This window comes from Pantoea sp. RIT-PI-b, assembly GCF_001187905.1.
In the GTDB taxonomy this organism is placed as follows: Bacteria; Pseudomonadota; Gammaproteobacteria; order Enterobacterales; family Enterobacteriaceae; genus Pantoea; species Pantoea nemavictus.
In genome coordinates this window covers 216,859-230,959 of record NZ_LGIS01000026.1, presented here as the reverse complement: position 1 = coordinate 230,959, position 14,101 = coordinate 216,859, and the positions used below count along the sequence as shown (strand labels likewise).

Sequence of the window (14,101 nt, the reverse complement as noted above, 5' to 3'; positions counted from 1 at the left end):
TGTGGGGCCGGAACAGTGTAGTAAAGCGCGTCATGACATCTTTAAGACGATATTCTGAACAAACCACGCCAACACCAGAAGGCAAGTCGGTAACATGATTTTCCAGGTTAGACTGTTATTTAAGGCAGATATTTTTTCCTCCAGCTGATTGAATCTTTGATCAACTCTTTCGAATCTCGCATCAATTTTGTCGAACTTCAGTTCGAATTTCTCTTCCATCCGCTCAAACTTTTTATCGATACGTTGTTCAAGTGCCCCCAGCTCGCCCATCATCTCTACACGCATTACGCCCTGCTCGGTTCGTACCGTTTCAATATCCGCTTTTGTCGCAAAATGTTCTGAACGCGCGGTTAGCACCGCCACATCCATCTGAATCTGCTGGGTAGTTTTTTCCAGCTGTTCGACCCGTTTGGTTAACTGTTCCATTTGCCGATCTCCTTTGTAACCCACATCAAAAATTAGCGGTGGGAACACACGAGTTGTAGCGCTAATGGGGTAATCCATTACCGAATCCTCTTCTATAGCCTTGATTCACTCTTTCCACCACACCCTTAGTGAAACAGATTTGCACGGCGTTGACATTCCACGATCCCGCCATTCACAGCACTATTTTAGCGTGCAAGATTAAACAACAAGCTCAGCGTGAACGGGCGCAAGCGGGATGAGAAGCGGGCATTAAAATGAAGTGTGAGGATTCACGCAGAAAATCAGCAGAGGATTGCAACAGCAGACACGGAAGCCCGGGCGGGCTTCCGTTAAGTAAGGCTTACGCGCTCAGCCAACCCAGTTTGATCACAAACAGAATCGACAGAATAATCAGCGCCGGATTAACCTCTTTGGTGCGACCGCTGAGCAGCTTAACCACCGTCCAGGTAATGAAACCAAACGCAATACCGTTGGCGATGGAGTAGGTCAGTGGCATGGTCAACGCCGTCACGGTAACCGGTGCCGCGGTGGTGATGTCTTTCCAGTCAATATCCGCTAAACCAGACGCCATCAGCACCGCTACAAACAGCAGCGCAGGTGCAGTTGCATACACAGGAACGCTGCCCGCCAGCGGCGAGAAGAACAGGCTCAGCAGGAACAGAATCGCTACCACAATCGCCGTCAAACCAGTGCGGCCACCGGCGCTGACGCCCGCAGCAGATTCCACATAGCTGGTGGTGGTTGAGGTACCGAGCAGCGAACCGAACAGCGCTGCGGCGCTATCGGCAATCAGCGCACGGCCCATTTTCGGCACGTTACCCTTCTCATCCGCTAAACCCGCGCGCTTGGTCACGCCCAGTAACGTCCCGGTGTTATCGAAAACGTCAACGAACAGGAAGGCGAAAATCACGCTGACCAGCCCCACGTTGAAGGCACCCGCGATATCCAGCTGCATAAAGGTTGGCGCGATGGAGGGCGGAGCGGAGAACACGCCGCCAAATGGCGTCAGGCCAATGCCCATCGAAATGAACGTCACCACCAGAATACCGATCAGCACCGCACCGGTGACGCGACGCGCTTCCAGCACCACAATGATGAAGAAGCCGAGCAGCGCCAGCAGCGGACCCGGTTTGGTCAGATCGCCCAGGCCAACCAGCGTGGCTGGGTTATCCACCACGATACCCGCGCCTTCCAAAGCGATAATCGCCAGGAACAGACCGATACCGGCGCCAATACCAGCCCGCAGCGGCAGCGGAATGCTGTTAATAATCCACTCACGAATTTTGAAAAGCGACATGGCAAAGAAGATCACCGCCGACAAGAACACCGCGCCGAGCGCGACTTGCCACGTGTAACCCATATGCAGAACCACGGTATAGGTAAAGAAGGCGTTGAGGCCCATACCCGGCGCGAGCGCAATCGGATAGTTAGCGATAAGACCCATTAACACGCAGCCAATCGCCGCCGCCAGACAGGTCGCCACGAAGACAGCCCCTTTATCCATGCCGGTTGCACCGAGAATGCTCGGGTTAACAAACAGGATATAAGCCATTGCCAGGAAGGTGGTGAGACCCGCAATGATTTCGGTGCGAACCGTTGTGTTGTGCGCTTTTAATTTGAAGAGTTTTTCTAACATCATCATCTCTCATGAGCGGAGTCGGCACGAATGCGCGCGCTCCTTGCCAATGTGGTTTACATGCTTATTGTTGTATTGAAAGCGAAGCAAACTGGACAAAAGGTGGTAAAACCTTCCGCTTTCCCCTGTCCATATAGCAATAGCTATGCCACTCCCCGACGCAATCGATTACGTTTTCAATTGCGGTTACGGTTAGGATAATTCTGAACCAGAACGAGGCGCGATTATGGTGCATTGCACCGGCGCCGCGCAATCGTTTTCCCCTCTGGCTATTCACCGGGCAAAATATTGCGGCACTGCACGCTTTCGCACTCTGCCAGGCGATGGCGCTCACGTTTCTGTTGCCTGAATCAGCAGGTAAAAAACCGCGGGTTACACTGCTTTTAACCCTTTCGTAACAAAAGAGGCGCGTCCATGAAGCCCGCGATTCTGGTGGTTGATGATGATCGTGCAGTGTGCGAACTGCTGCACGATGTGTTAAATGAACATGTGTTTACCGTTTATAGCTGCCATCAGGGTAAAGATGCGCTGGCGCTGCTGGCCCAGCATCCGGACATTTCGCTGGTGATGCTGGATATGATGCTGCCTGATACCAACGGTTTGCTGGTGCTGCAGCAGATGCAGCGGCAACGACCCGACCTGCTGGTGATCATGCTAACCGGCATGGGATCGGAGGCGGATATGGTAGTCGGACTGGAAATGGGGGCCGACGATTACATCGCTAAACCCTTTAATCCGCGCGTGGTGGTGGCGCGTGCGCGTGCGGCCCTGCGCCGCTGCGGTCGGCTGACGCAGCCAGAATATTTAGCGGATGAGGGCTGGCAATTTAACGGTTGGCGTCTGGATGATGCGCGCTGTCAGTTATTCAATCCACAACGTGAAAGTGTGCCATTGACGCAGGGAGAATATGCCCTGCTACGCGCGCTGGTGGCGCACGCGCGTAAAGTGTTAACCCGCGATCAGCTGCTGGAGCTGACGCACAGCGAAAGTCTTGAGGTGTTCGATCGCACTATAGATGTGCTGATTATGCGTCTGCGGCGCAAAATAGAAGCCAATCCGCATCAGCCCAGCCTGATCCGTACTATTCGCGGCCTCGGCTACGTCTTCTCCGCCGACGTGATGCGCCCCTCGTCCGCAGCGCGCGAAACGCAGATTGCCTGAGCCATCCAGCGCTGCATCTCGGCCAGTGGCCGCGTGCCGTCCAGCGCATTTGCTGCATGCAGATTAAAACAGGCGCAGGTGTGCGCCAGCCGCAGTGTGTCCGTCAGCGACCAGCCTTCATGGCTGGCGTATAACACTCCCGCACAAAACGCATCGCCCGCCCCCACGCTGCCAACAATCTCTTCTGGCGCCAGGCACCATGCAGGTTGCCAACGCCCTTCTCCGTCCGCTTGCTGGCCCCACGCGCCTTCCGGCGCATGAATCACCACCCGCTGGCGCACGCCTTGCTGCAGCAACCACGTCGCCGCCTCGGCAAACGCGGCGGGTGCAGCCAGTCCTTGCGGTGTGCGCAAACTGACGCCCGTGAGCGCTTGCGCTTCCAGTTCGTTAATGACCAGATAATCGAGCCAGCGCAGCGCGGGTACCACCAGCGGACGATACTCGCCGACGCGCGACACCAAATCGAGTGAAGTGAGATAACCACGCTGCTGCATCTGTGCCAGCAGCCGTGCGCTGCGCGTACCGAACTCGGCATCGGGCACATCAAGGCTATCGAGCAGCAGCAAATAGCCGAGGTGAAAAATGCGGTGCGAGGTGGTGACAGCCGCGAAATGCGGTAAATCGAGCTGACCATTGGCGCCGCGCGCGTGGAAGAAGGTGCGCTGGCCATCCGGCGTGGTCATCACTTGCGTCATCGCGGTGTTGATACTTCGGGTGCGCAGCACAAACTGGCGATCGATGTGATGCTCGTCCAGCAACTGCAGGATGAAGTCGCCATCGCTGTCCTCACCAATCATACCAACGCCCGCCAGCGGCAGATTCACCTGCATGCGCGCCAGAGTGAACAGCACGTTGAGCGCGGCACCGCCGCTGCTTTTTTCACTGTGCTGAATATCCGCCAGCCAGCCCTGTTCCGGCCAGTGGCTGATTCGCTGAACGTGATCCACCAGCATGCTACCCGCCCCGATGATGCCGCTACGCCCCTCCATCTCAGGCCCTCCCGGCGCTGCCAAATACCTGCATCTGTTGCGCCACCACGTTGGCGATATTGCGCTCCACCGCCATCAGCAACTCGGCGAAGGCGTCGTAGCGCGCATCACGCTCAGTGATTTGCGTTTCAATCGCCCCGAGCGCCGCCTGCGACATGCCGGTATAGAAGTTAATTTTGTTGATGCCGAGGCTGATTGCACGCCGGAAATCGGCATCGCTAATCCCGGATCCGCCATGCAGCACCAGCGGAATGCCAGCCGTAGAACGAATCGCCGCCAATCGGTCGAAGTCGAGCTTCGGTTCACCTTTATATTTGCCGTGCGCATTGCCAATCGCGACTGCCAGACAATCAATACCGGTCGAGTGGACGAAATCAGCGGCCTGTGCCGGATCGGTGAATTTATTACTATCGGCCTCACCAAACAGTGCGCCACCTTCATCGCCGCCTACCGCGCCGAGCTCTGCCTCCACCGATACGCCGAGCGCGTGGCACATCTTCACCACTTCGCGCGTCTGACGCACGTTTTCGTCGTAGCTGAGCGTCGAACCATCAAACATCACTGAGGTAAAGCCGAGGCGAATCGCCTGCATTACCGCTTCAAAATGCAAGCCGTGATCGAGATGCAGCACCACCGGAATATCGTGCAGTGCGGCTTCGGTGCGTACCGCCGCTACCAAAGATTCGAGGCTGACATATTTAAAATGCACCTCGGCAATACTGATAATAAACGGTGAGCGCTGCTGTTCAGCAGCCTGATACAGCGCGCGCAGGAAATGCGTGTCGAGGACGTTAAACGCGCCGAGCGCGTAACCATTTTGTTGCGCATGGGCTAAGCCCTGCGCCAGGGAGATCAGTGCCATGATGCGCTCCTTTATGCCAGCCAGCGATGATATTCGTTACACAGCAGCCAGCGCGGTTCTTCATCTTCATCAAGCGGATTGAACCGCGCCAGCGGCGTGAGAAATACGTTGTCATGTTCGTCGTCGTTGGGCATCGAGACTTCACCCACTAGCACATCGCCGTAGCCCTCTTCGCCCCAGAAGCTGTGCCAGATGCCGGGCAGCAAAGTGACGCTTTCGCCGGGCGATAAGCGTAACTGCGAGCCAGCAGCATGGGTTTGGCGGATGCCATCGAGCGTGACGTCCACCGCCGTATCCGCCAGTTGATGACCAGCGCGGTTATGTAGCGTGACGATCAGATTGCCGCCGCCGCGATTAATGATGTCTTCCATCTTTTGCGGGTGGTAATGCATCGGCGTTAGCTGCCCTTCGCGCACATGCATAATCTTCTCCGCATAGGGCTTGCCCCACGGCTGCCCCCCGCGCGAGCCGTTGCGCAGCGTGAACAGGGTTAAACCGGTTTGATTAAAATCGTCGGCGCCGAAGCTAGTGACGTCCCAGCCAAGGTGCAGTGCCAGCAGCTCGCCAGCATGGTGTTTATCCAGCGCGCGCCACTGGCTGAGGCCGTAATCGGCCCATGGCGGCAGATGCACATCCTGACGCATAAAGAATTCGCGGGTACGTTGTAAGATCGCATTCACTTCAGAGCGTTGCATTGGCTCCTCCTTTTTTAGGTGAGTGCGCGCTGGCCCTCACCCTAACCCTCTCCCGCTGGCGGGAGAGGGAATGAAGAGGTGGAGCAAACGTAAAACTTTCAACTCTCTCGGGCAGCCCCCTCGCCCGCTTGCGGGAGAGGGCTGGTGTGAGGGAAAACCGTAATTACTTCACCGTCCAGCCCTTGTAGCCGCTCACGCTGTTGCGATCGATCATCGTCACCGGGATCAACACCGGCTTATCCGGCGCCGGTTTGCCCTGCAGAATGTCGTAACCGATCTCTACCGCTTTCGCCGCCATCACCTGCGGATCCTGCGCTGGCGTCGCAACGAACAGCGAGCCTTTGCGTTTCAGCGCCTCTTCACCGTCAGGCGATCCATCGACGCCAACAATAAAGAACTCATTACGCTGCGCCTGTTTCGCCGCTAAATCGGCGCCAATCGCGGTGGGGTCGTTGATGGCAAACACCGCATCAATCTTCGGATTGGCCGACAGCAGGCCAGTCATCACCTCCAGCCCCCCTTCGCGGCTGCCTTTGGCGTTCTGGTTATAGGAGAGCAGTTTGATATCCGGATGGGTTTTCAGCTCGGTCATGCAGCCTTCCACACGGTTCTGCACCGCCGAAACCGGCGGCCCGTTAATGATGACGACGTTGCCTTTGGCTTTCAGACGATCGGAAATGTATTTACACGCCATCGCACCGGCGGCGGTGTTATCGGATGTGATGGTGGCGTTGGCGCCATCTGCCGCCACGTCCACCGCCACCACCACAATGCCGGCATCACGCGCACGTTTCACCGCAGGCGCAATGCCTTTGGAATCGGCGGCGTTGAGGATAATCATGTCCACTTTGGCGGCGATAAAGTTATCAATCTGCCCCACCTGCTGGCCAAGATCGTAGCCGCTCGACACCAGCGTCACGTTGACCTTATCACCCGCCAGCTCCCGCGCCTTAAGCTCCGCGCCTTTGGTGATCTGCACGAAGAACGGGTTGGCGAGATCGCCCACCGTCACGCCGATAGATTTCAGTTCTTTTGCCTGAGCCACGCCAGCACTGAACAGCGTCGCCGCCAGCAGCCCGGTTACAATCGGATTAAAACGCATAGTCGATGTTCTCCTGCTTTTTTTGGTTTTTATGATGAGTGCTCGCTGTCCCCCATCCCAGCCTTCCCCCGCAAGCGGGGGAAGGAGACGCTGCCACATGCCACTTCAAAACTCACATATGGCAGCATCTTCCTCCCCCATTAATGGGGGAGGACCGAGGAGGGGGACAGCCGGCACGTTACAACTCAACTCACGTGATGCCGCGTCCGGTACTTATCTATCAACACTGCGATAATGATCACCGCGCCCTTAATCACTAACTGCCAGAAATACGACACGCCCATCAGCGTCATGCCATTGTTCAGCGTGGCGATAATCAGCGCACCAATCAGCGTGCCGGTAATCGTGCCGATGCCACCAACAAAGCTGGTGCCGCCGAGAATCACCGCTGCAATCGCATCCAGCTCATAACCGACGCCGAGATTGCCGTTGGCGCTGTACAAGCGCGAGGCGCTCATCAGTCCGCCGAGTCCGGACAGCAACCCGCTCATGGCGTAGACAAACAGCAGCACCACGCCGACTTTGATGCCGGTCAGACGCGCGGCCTGCACGTTGCCGCCTACCGCATAGATGTGCACGCCAAGCGTGGTGCGACGCAGAATGAACCAGCACAGCGCAATCACCGCAAAGGCGATAATGATCAGCCACGGCACCGGCCCAAGGTAGCCATTGCCGATCCACTCAAAGTTAATATCGGAGTTAATTACCGTGGTGCCGTCAGCCAGCAGATAGGCCGCACCGCGCAGTGCGGTATAGGTGCCCAGCGTGACAATGAAGGGCGGCAGCCCTGCCCACGCCACCAAAATGCCGTTGAACAACCCCATAATCAGCCCGGCACCCAAGGCCGCCGGAATGGTGAGTGACGCGAAGGCGGGATCGAGCGACACCACCATCGCCACCACCGCCGTAGTGCCGAGCATCGATCCCACCGATAAATCAATCCCGCCGGTAAGAATCACAAAGGTCATGCCCGCCGCCAGCACAATGTTGATCGACGCCTGGCGCGTAATATTCAGCAGATTGCCCTCGGTGAAGAAGTTCGGCGTGACAAAACCAAACACCGCCACGATCAGGATAAGAATCGGCAGGATGCCGACGGTTTGCAGCAGGTCGCTCATTAACGCGCGCTTCAGCGTTGGGCTTTTTACGCGTGCGGATTCACTGGTCATTGCGCTCTCCTCAGGCCTGAACCGGCTGCGCGCCGGTGGCCAGTGTCATAATGTTTTCCTGGCTGATCTCTGCCCCACTCAACTCGCCGGCAATCGATCCCTCGCGCATCACATACACGCGGTCGCTCATGCCCACCACTTCCGGCAATTCGCTGGAGATCATCAAAATCGCCACGCCCTGCTGCGCCATCTGCTGCATCATGCGGTAGATTTCGCTTTTGGCGCCAACATCCACGCCGCGCGTCGGCTCATCAAGGATCAGGATGCGCGGTGCAATCGCCACCCAACGTGATATCAACAGCTTCTGCTGATTTCCGCCGGACAAACCGCCGGCACGCACCTGCGCATGCGGCACGCGAATGTTCAGGGCATCAATCGCTTCGCTGGCGATGGTCTGCCCTTTGCGCCGGTTCAGCAGGCCGTAACTGGCATCGCGCTCCAGCGTCGCCATCACAATGTTGTCCTGCGCCGCCAGTTCGAGGAACAGGCCTTGCTCTTTACGGTTCTCGGTGAGAAAGCCGATACCGCGCGCAATCGCGTCACGTGGGGAGTGAATCTGCACCTTTTCCCCGTCGATCCAGATCTCGCCGCCGCTCGGTTTATGCACGCCGAAAATCAGCTGCGCCAGCTCGCTGCGCCCGGCACCGACCAGGCCCGCCAGGCCGACGATCTCGCCGGCGCGCACCACTAAGCTGCTGGGGCGGACTTTGTGTTTGTCGCACAGGTGATTGACCGCCAGGCGGATGTCGCCGAGCGGAATAGTGCGGTCTTTGTTAAACAGGTCGCTGAGCGGGCGTCCAACCATCATGCGCACCAGCTTGCTGGCGTTGAGCTGTTCACGCGTCAGGCTGCCGACATATTCACCGTCGCGCAGCACGCTGACGCGATCCGAGAGTTCATACACTTCCGCCATGCGGTGGCTGATATAGATGATCGCCATACCTTCGCTGCGCAGACGTTTTATCAGCGCAAACAGCTGCTCTGTTTCGCGATTCGACAGCGCTGCGGTAGGTTCATCCATTACCAGAATGCGGCTGTTGCGGTGCAGCGCGCGGGCGATTTCCACCTGCTGCTGCTCGGCAATACTGAGACGGCTGACCAAATCGGTGGCGTTGAACTGTGCGCCCAGGCGATCGATCACCCGCTGCGCCTCCTCCGCCATCTGGCGACGTTTCACCAGCCCGCCGCGCGTGATTTCACTGCCGAGAAAGATGTTCTCTGCCACCGTCAGATTGGGTGCCAGATTGATCTCCTGATAAATCAGTGTGATACCTGCCGCCAACGCCTCTTTTGGGCCTTTAATGGCATACGGCTGGCCGTCGATAAGAATTTCCCCGCTGCTGGCGGTATAGGCACCGGCCAGAATTTTCATCAGTGTACTTTTGCCTGCGCCGTTTTCGCCCATCAGCGCATGCACTTCACCGGGCCAGACCGTGAGATCCACGCCCTTTAGCGCATAGAAATTGCCAAAGCGCCGGGTGATACCACGCATCGAGAGTATCGGAGTGCCGTCCATTGAGAGGCTCCTGCTGGCAAAGGTTGCAGCGAGTAAAGCCTGTCCAGATAAATGGAAAATGTCAGCGACCGTTCATATTTGTCATATTTCGCCCCGCTCGCGCTTCTATACTCGCCGGGAGTTACGCGGTAAAAGGTGGCGAAAATGAGTCACGGTCTGCACTGGCACGCTGGCGCGCGAAGTCGCCTGCTGCTGTTTAATCTGCTGGTGATGTCGGTGACGCTGGCGGTGAGCCTGGTGGCAATTTTTGGATTTCGCCACGCAGGTCACATTCAGGAACAGGCGCAGGCGCAAACCCTGGCCGATATGAACGGCAGCCTGGCGCTGGCACGCGATACCGCCAACGTGGCGATCGCTGCCGTGCGCCTGTCGCAGGTGGTCGGTGCGCTGGAGTATCAGAGCGAATCGGCGCGCCTGCAGCAAACTCAACTCGCGTTACAGCAGTCGCTGACGCTGCTGGCTCACGCGCCGCTCGCCGCGCAGCAGCCGCAACAGCTGACGCGCATTCGTGAACGCAGCCAGATGCTGGAACAGAGCATTAATCAGCTCCTGCGCGCAGGTCATCAACGCCACTTGCAGCGCAACGTAATGCTGAGTGGCCTGTGGCAATCGCAGCTGCTGCTGAACCGGATTGATCTGCTCACGCACGCCGATTCCCCTTCTGACGCGCTGCGCCAGCAAACGCACAGCTTATTAAGCGTAGCGATTCAATCTTCGGCACCGCAGGCGGCGGTGCAGCAGTTGCAATCGGTGCTGCGCCAGTGGCGAGCGTTAGCGCTGAGCGGCGTGCTCAATATTCAGGTTCAGCGGCTGATCGCCACCAGCAGCGACCTGCTACCGGTGGCGCAGCAGCTGGAGCAGAGTGATATCGCCATCGCCTACGCCACCTACCGCATTAAAGCGCTGGTGGCGATGCTCAATGACGACATCACGCATTATGTGCAGCTGGTGGCGCAGCAGAGCGACGCACGCAGCGCGGTCACGCACGAAGAGCTGGATTCGATCATCGGTTTTATCGGCCTGTTTATGCTGCTGGCATTGCTGATCACCGGCTACGCCGGTTACTACATCTACCGTAATCTCGGTTCGAGCCTGACCGCCATCGCCCACGCCATGACGCGGCTGGCGCAGGGCGAAAAGAGCGTCAACGTGCCGGGCCTGGCGCGCCGCGATGAACTGGGCGATCTGGCGCGCGCCTTCAACGTGTTTGCCCGCAACACCGCCTCGCTGGCCCACACCTCGCGCCTGCTGAAAGAGAAAAGCAACCAGCTGGAATCCACGTTCCTCGCCATGCGCGATGGTTTTGCCCTGTTTGATAACAGCGGCCAGCTGGTGGTGTGGAATGCGCAATATGCCGAGCTGCTGGGCATCGCGCCGCGCGAACTGCATCGCGGCTTGCACTATCAGCAACTGCTAACCCGCGTCAATATCCAGCTCAACGGGCTGGCGGATGCACAGGAGGTCCGCCTGGATGATGGGCGCACGCTGGAGCTGCGTTTCAGCCCGGTGCCGCGTCGTGGCATGGTGAATACCGTGCTGGAGCGCACCACGCGTAAGGCGCTGGAAGAGGCGCTGCTGCACAGCCAAAAGATGAAAGCCGTTGGACAGCTAACCGGCGGACTGGCGCATGACTTCAATAACCTGCTGGCGGTGATTATTGGCAGCCTGGCGCTAACCGTCGATCAGCTGCCGCCCGGCACGCTCGCCAGCCGCATCGAACGCGCCCGTCAGGCCGCCGACCGCGCGGCGCAGCTCACGCAGCGATTGCTGGCCTTCTCGCGCAAACAGGCGCTCTACCCGCGCGCGGTTGCGGTGGTGGAGCTGGTGGATAATCTGCATTCGCTGTTGCAGCACGCGCTGCTGCCCGGTCAGCAGCTGGTGATCGATGCGCAGCGCCCCGGCTGGCCAGCGTGGATTGATGCCGGCCAGCTGGAGAACGCGTTGATCAATCTGGTGGTGAATGCGCGTGATGCCATGGCGCAACAGAGCGGGGAAATCCGTCTGCGCATCTGGAATCAACGCAAACAGGAGGCCGACGGCAAGCGCGATCGCGTCACCATTGAAGTGATCGACCACGGCTGCGGCATGTCGGCCGAGGTGCGCGAACAGGTATTCGAGCCGTTCTTCACCACCAAAGCCATCGGCAGCGGCAGCGGTTTGGGCTTATCGATGGTCTATGGTTTTGTGCGCCAGTCCGGCGGACAAATCGAGCTGGAAACCGCACCCGGCCAGGGCACCACCGTGCGCCTGCTGCTGCCACGTGCACCCGAAGCGGCGCAGCCGCTCAGCGTGCCGCCGCCGATAGTACCGCAGCGCAGCAACGACCGGCTGGTGCTGGTGCTGGATGACGAGCCGACGGTGCGGCAAACGCTGTGCGAGCATCTGCATCAACTCGGTTATCTGACGCTGGAGTGTGGCGATGGCGAAAGCGCCCTGGCGCTGCTGCGTCAGACGCCGGATATCGAACTGCTGATCAGTGATTTGATGCTGCCGGGCGGGATTAACGGCGCGGATGTAATTCGTCAGGCGCAAGCGCAGTGGCCGCAGCTGGCTACCGTGTTAATCAGCGGCCAGGATCTGCGCCAGACCCCGGTGACGCTGCCGCTGTGTGAGCGGCTGGCGAAACCCTGGCAGCAGGCGCAGCTGGTGCAGGCGCTGGAGCGCGCCTGGCAGCGCAGTGAACGGCTTAGTCGCGCGCGGCAGGCTGCCACAGCGGCACCCCTTTCCCCGTGATGTAGCGTTTACGCAGCTTGCTGGAGATGACATCCATCATCATCACCACCGCCACCAGGATAAGGGTCAGAAACATCACCACATCCCAGTTCCACAGGCGCATGTTCTCGGCATACACCAGGCCAACGCCGCCGGCGCCGACAAAGCCGAGCACCGCCGCCGAACGGGTGTTGGACTCAATCTGATACAGACTGAGTGCGAGGAAGGTGGGGAATGATTGCGTGAAAATGCCGTAACGGTGTTTCTGCAGGCTGTTAGCGCCCACCGCGCTCAGGCCGCGGCTCGGTGAGCGCTCCACCGCTTCGTGCCCTTCGGCATACAGTTTGCCGAGCAGGCCCACGTCCTGCATCACAATCGCCAATACCCCCGCCAGCGGCCCCATCCCCACGGCGCGCACGAAGATCAGCCCCCAAATCGCCATATCAATGCCGCGCAGCACATCGAGCACGCGGCGCACCACCAGTGAAATCGGTCGCGTTAGCGGATCGTGCATCACGTTGCGCGCCGCCAGGAACGAAACCGGCAGCGCGATCAGCGAAGCGGTCAGCGTGCCGGAAAACACAATCGCCAGCGTAATCCCCACCTGGGTGAAGTAGTAGCCAAACGGCCAGTTGAGGAAATCCTGCCAGACAAACATGCGCAGGAAATAGCGGCTAAGCTGCTGGCAGCCGATGAGAAAGCGGCTCCACTCGATGCCAAAAAATTCAAAGAAGAACAGGTAGTAAAGCGCGATGGCCAACGCCACCAGCGCAACGCGACGTAAATAGCGATGCTGGGCAGCAAACAGCGCGGCATGCTCCTGTTTGAGTTTGGCGACATCCGGCGCTAAGGCAATCATGGCACGTCTCCTTCTACCACGCGGCGACGCAGCCAGCCGGACAGCGTATCCAGCAGCGACACCACCACAATAATCAGCAACAGCGTGATGCTGACCTGATCGTAGCGATCGAGTTTGATATTGGTCATCAGCTCCTGGCCGATGCCGCCCGCGCCGACTAAGCCGAGAATCGTCGAAGAGCGGAAGTTAATTTCCAGACGCATAAAGCTGTAGGAGAGAAACGTCGGTTTGACCTGCGGCCAGAAGGCGAAGCGCATGCGCTGCAGTTTGCTGGCACCGCAGGCGGCCAGGCCGCGCACCGGTTTATCCGAGGCGCTCTCAATCGCTTCGTAGAACAGTTTGGTCAGGCTGCCGACGGTGTGCAGCGCCAGTGCGAGGAAGCCGGGAATGGCGCCAATGCCGAACGCCATCACAAACATTACCGCCCACGCCAGTTCGGGCATGGTACGCAGGAAGGCGACGAACGCGCGGATCGCCATGCGCAGGCTGCGCGGCGTTTGGGTGTTATCGGCGGCGAAAAACGCCAGCACACCAGCAACGCCGACCGCCACGATGGTCGACGACAGCGCCAGCTGCAAGGTTTCCCAGATCAGCGGCAGCTGGAAGTGCAGACGATAGCCCCAATAGGCCAGCGAACCTTCGGTTTTGCCATCAGCGAACAGCAACGACAGGTGCAGCACCGGCAGGGTTTCACCGATGTAGTCAAAGAAGTGTGGCAGCGATTGCCAGACGGTGAGCAGATTGAATTCAGCCATCTTGCCCGCGGCCAAATAAAGCGCCAGCAACAGCAGCGACCACAGCAGCGAGTCGCGTTTTTGCTGGCGGCGGATGCGTTGGTAGTAGTGTTCGAAATCGGTCAAGAGGGAGATTCCTGTTGGTTGGGGTGGTGTGCTGGCTGGTTCGTGCTGGCTGGTTCGTGCTGGCTGTCCCCCTCCTCGGTCCTCCCCCACAAGTGGGGGAAGGCCGGGATGGGG

At 58.8% G+C, this 14,101-nt stretch carries 12 protein-coding genes; 2 read left to right on the top strand and 10 right to left on the bottom strand.

The window, feature by feature from the left end; translation table 11 throughout:
* Positions 1–30 precede the first annotated feature (30 nt).
* Entirely contained in the window at positions 31–504 is a 474-nt protein-coding gene (locus tag AC790_RS17105; protein ID WP_049852546.1) for a hypothetical protein, read from the bottom strand.
* Positions 505–766: 262 nt separating this feature from the next.
* Complete coding sequence (locus AC790_RS17100) at positions 767–2,065, bottom strand: NCS2 family permease (RefSeq protein WP_007891620.1); 1,299 nt, start codon at positions 2,063–2,065, stop codon at positions 767–769.
* A 411-nt stretch (positions 2,066–2,476) separates the two neighbouring features.
* Between AC790_RS17100 and AC790_RS17095 the strand changes: the two genes are divergently transcribed.
* Positions 2,477–3,223, top strand: a complete 747-nt coding sequence (locus AC790_RS17095) for a response regulator (protein ID WP_049852545.1) — start codon at positions 2,477–2,479, stop codon at positions 3,221–3,223.
* Here AC790_RS17095 and AC790_RS17090 read toward each other — a convergent pair.
* From AC790_RS17090 to AC790_RS17065, 6 genes are all read right to left on the bottom strand, one after another.
* On the bottom strand, positions 3,160–4,212 hold the full coding sequence (locus AC790_RS17090; protein ID WP_049852544.1) for a carbohydrate kinase family protein: 1,053 nt from the start codon (positions 4,210–4,212) through the stop codon (positions 3,160–3,162). The genes AC790_RS17095 and AC790_RS17090 overlap by 64 nt on opposite strands.
* Before the next feature lies 1 nt (position 4,213).
* The gene (locus tag AC790_RS17085; protein ID WP_049852543.1) at positions 4,214–5,074 is read right to left on the bottom strand and encodes a ketose 1,6-bisphosphate aldolase; all 861 of its coding nucleotides are present in this window, start codon (positions 5,072–5,074) and stop codon (positions 4,214–4,216) included.
* An 11-nt stretch (positions 5,075–5,085) separates the two neighbouring features.
* Positions 5,086–5,769: a D-lyxose/D-mannose family sugar isomerase gene (locus AC790_RS17080; protein WP_049852542.1), complete on the bottom strand. Its 684-nt coding sequence runs from the start codon at positions 5,767–5,769 to the stop codon at positions 5,086–5,088.
* Between the two features lie 163 nt (positions 5,770–5,932).
* Positions 5,933–6,871 carry an ABC transporter substrate-binding protein gene (locus AC790_RS17075; RefSeq protein WP_007891611.1) on the bottom strand — a complete coding sequence of 313 codons (939 nt, stop codon included), beginning with the start codon at positions 6,869–6,871 and terminating at the stop codon, positions 5,933–5,935.
* A gap of 185 nt (positions 6,872–7,056) precedes the next feature.
* Entirely contained in the window at positions 7,057–8,040 is a 984-nt protein-coding gene (locus AC790_RS17070; protein ID WP_049852541.1) for a ribose ABC transporter permease, read from the bottom strand.
* A gap of 10 nt (positions 8,041–8,050) precedes the next feature.
* The gene (locus AC790_RS17065) at positions 8,051–9,556 is read right to left on the bottom strand and encodes a sugar ABC transporter ATP-binding protein (protein WP_049852540.1); all 1,506 of its coding nucleotides are present in this window, start codon (positions 9,554–9,556) and stop codon (positions 8,051–8,053) included.
* Between the two features lie 144 nt (positions 9,557–9,700).
* Here AC790_RS17065 and AC790_RS17060 point away from each other — a divergent pair, with 144 nt between their 5' ends.
* Positions 9,701–12,289 (top strand): ATP-binding protein, encoded by a 2,589-nt coding sequence (locus tag AC790_RS17060; RefSeq protein WP_049852539.1) that lies wholly within the window; start codon positions 9,701–9,703, stop codon positions 12,287–12,289.
* Here AC790_RS17060 and phnE (AC790_RS17055) read toward each other — a convergent pair.
* Positions 12,243–13,127: a phosphonate ABC transporter, permease protein PhnE gene (phnE, locus tag AC790_RS17055; protein WP_007891762.1), complete on the bottom strand. Its 885-nt coding sequence runs from the start codon at positions 13,125–13,127 to the stop codon at positions 12,243–12,245. The genes AC790_RS17060 and phnE (AC790_RS17055) overlap by 47 nt on opposite strands.
* Positions 13,124–13,987, bottom strand: coding sequence for a phosphonate ABC transporter, permease protein PhnE (phnE, locus tag AC790_RS17050; RefSeq protein WP_007891763.1), 864 nt, complete (start codon positions 13,985–13,987; stop codon positions 13,124–13,126). Before phnE (AC790_RS17050) ends, phnE (AC790_RS17055) begins: the two co-directional genes overlap by 4 nt.
* Positions 13,988–14,101: the final 114 nt, after the last annotated feature.

What these genes read in the sequence shown, in the direction of transcription:
- AC790_RS17080 (WP_049852542.1), bottom strand. Translation starts at nt 5,769, where the DNA reads ATGCAACGCTCTGAAGTGAATGCGATCTTACAACGTACCCGCGAATTC.
- AC790_RS17070 (WP_049852541.1), bottom strand. Translation starts at nt 8,040, where the DNA reads ATGACCAGTGAATCCGCACGCGTAAAAAGCCCAACGCTGAAGCGCGCG.
- AC790_RS17060 (WP_049852539.1), top strand. Translation starts at nt 9,701, where the DNA reads ATGAGTCACGGTCTGCACTGGCACGCTGGCGCGCGAAGTCGCCTGCTG.
- AC790_RS17065 (WP_049852540.1), bottom strand. Translation starts at nt 9,556, where the DNA reads ATGGACGGCACTCCGATACTCTCGATGCGTGGTATCACCCGGCGCTTT.
- AC790_RS17095 (WP_049852545.1), top strand. Translation starts at nt 2,477, where the DNA reads ATGAAGCCCGCGATTCTGGTGGTTGATGATGATCGTGCAGTGTGCGAA.
- AC790_RS17100 (WP_007891620.1), bottom strand. Translation starts at nt 2,065, where the DNA reads ATGATGTTAGAAAAACTCTTCAAATTAAAAGCGCACAACACAACGGTT.
- AC790_RS17105 (WP_049852546.1), bottom strand. Translation starts at nt 504, where the DNA reads ATGGATTACCCCATTAGCGCTACAACTCGTGTGTTCCCACCGCTAATT.
- AC790_RS17075 (WP_007891611.1), bottom strand. Translation starts at nt 6,871, where the DNA reads ATGCGTTTTAATCCGATTGTAACCGGGCTGCTGGCGGCGACGCTGTTC.
- phnE (WP_007891762.1), bottom strand. Translation starts at nt 13,127, where the DNA reads ATGATTGCCTTAGCGCCGGATGTCGCCAAACTCAAACAGGAGCATGCC.
- AC790_RS17085 (WP_049852543.1), bottom strand. Translation starts at nt 5,074, where the DNA reads ATGGCACTGATCTCCCTGGCGCAGGGCTTAGCCCATGCGCAACAAAAT.
- AC790_RS17090 (WP_049852544.1), bottom strand. Translation starts at nt 4,212, where the DNA reads ATGGAGGGGCGTAGCGGCATCATCGGGGCGGGTAGCATGCTGGTGGAT.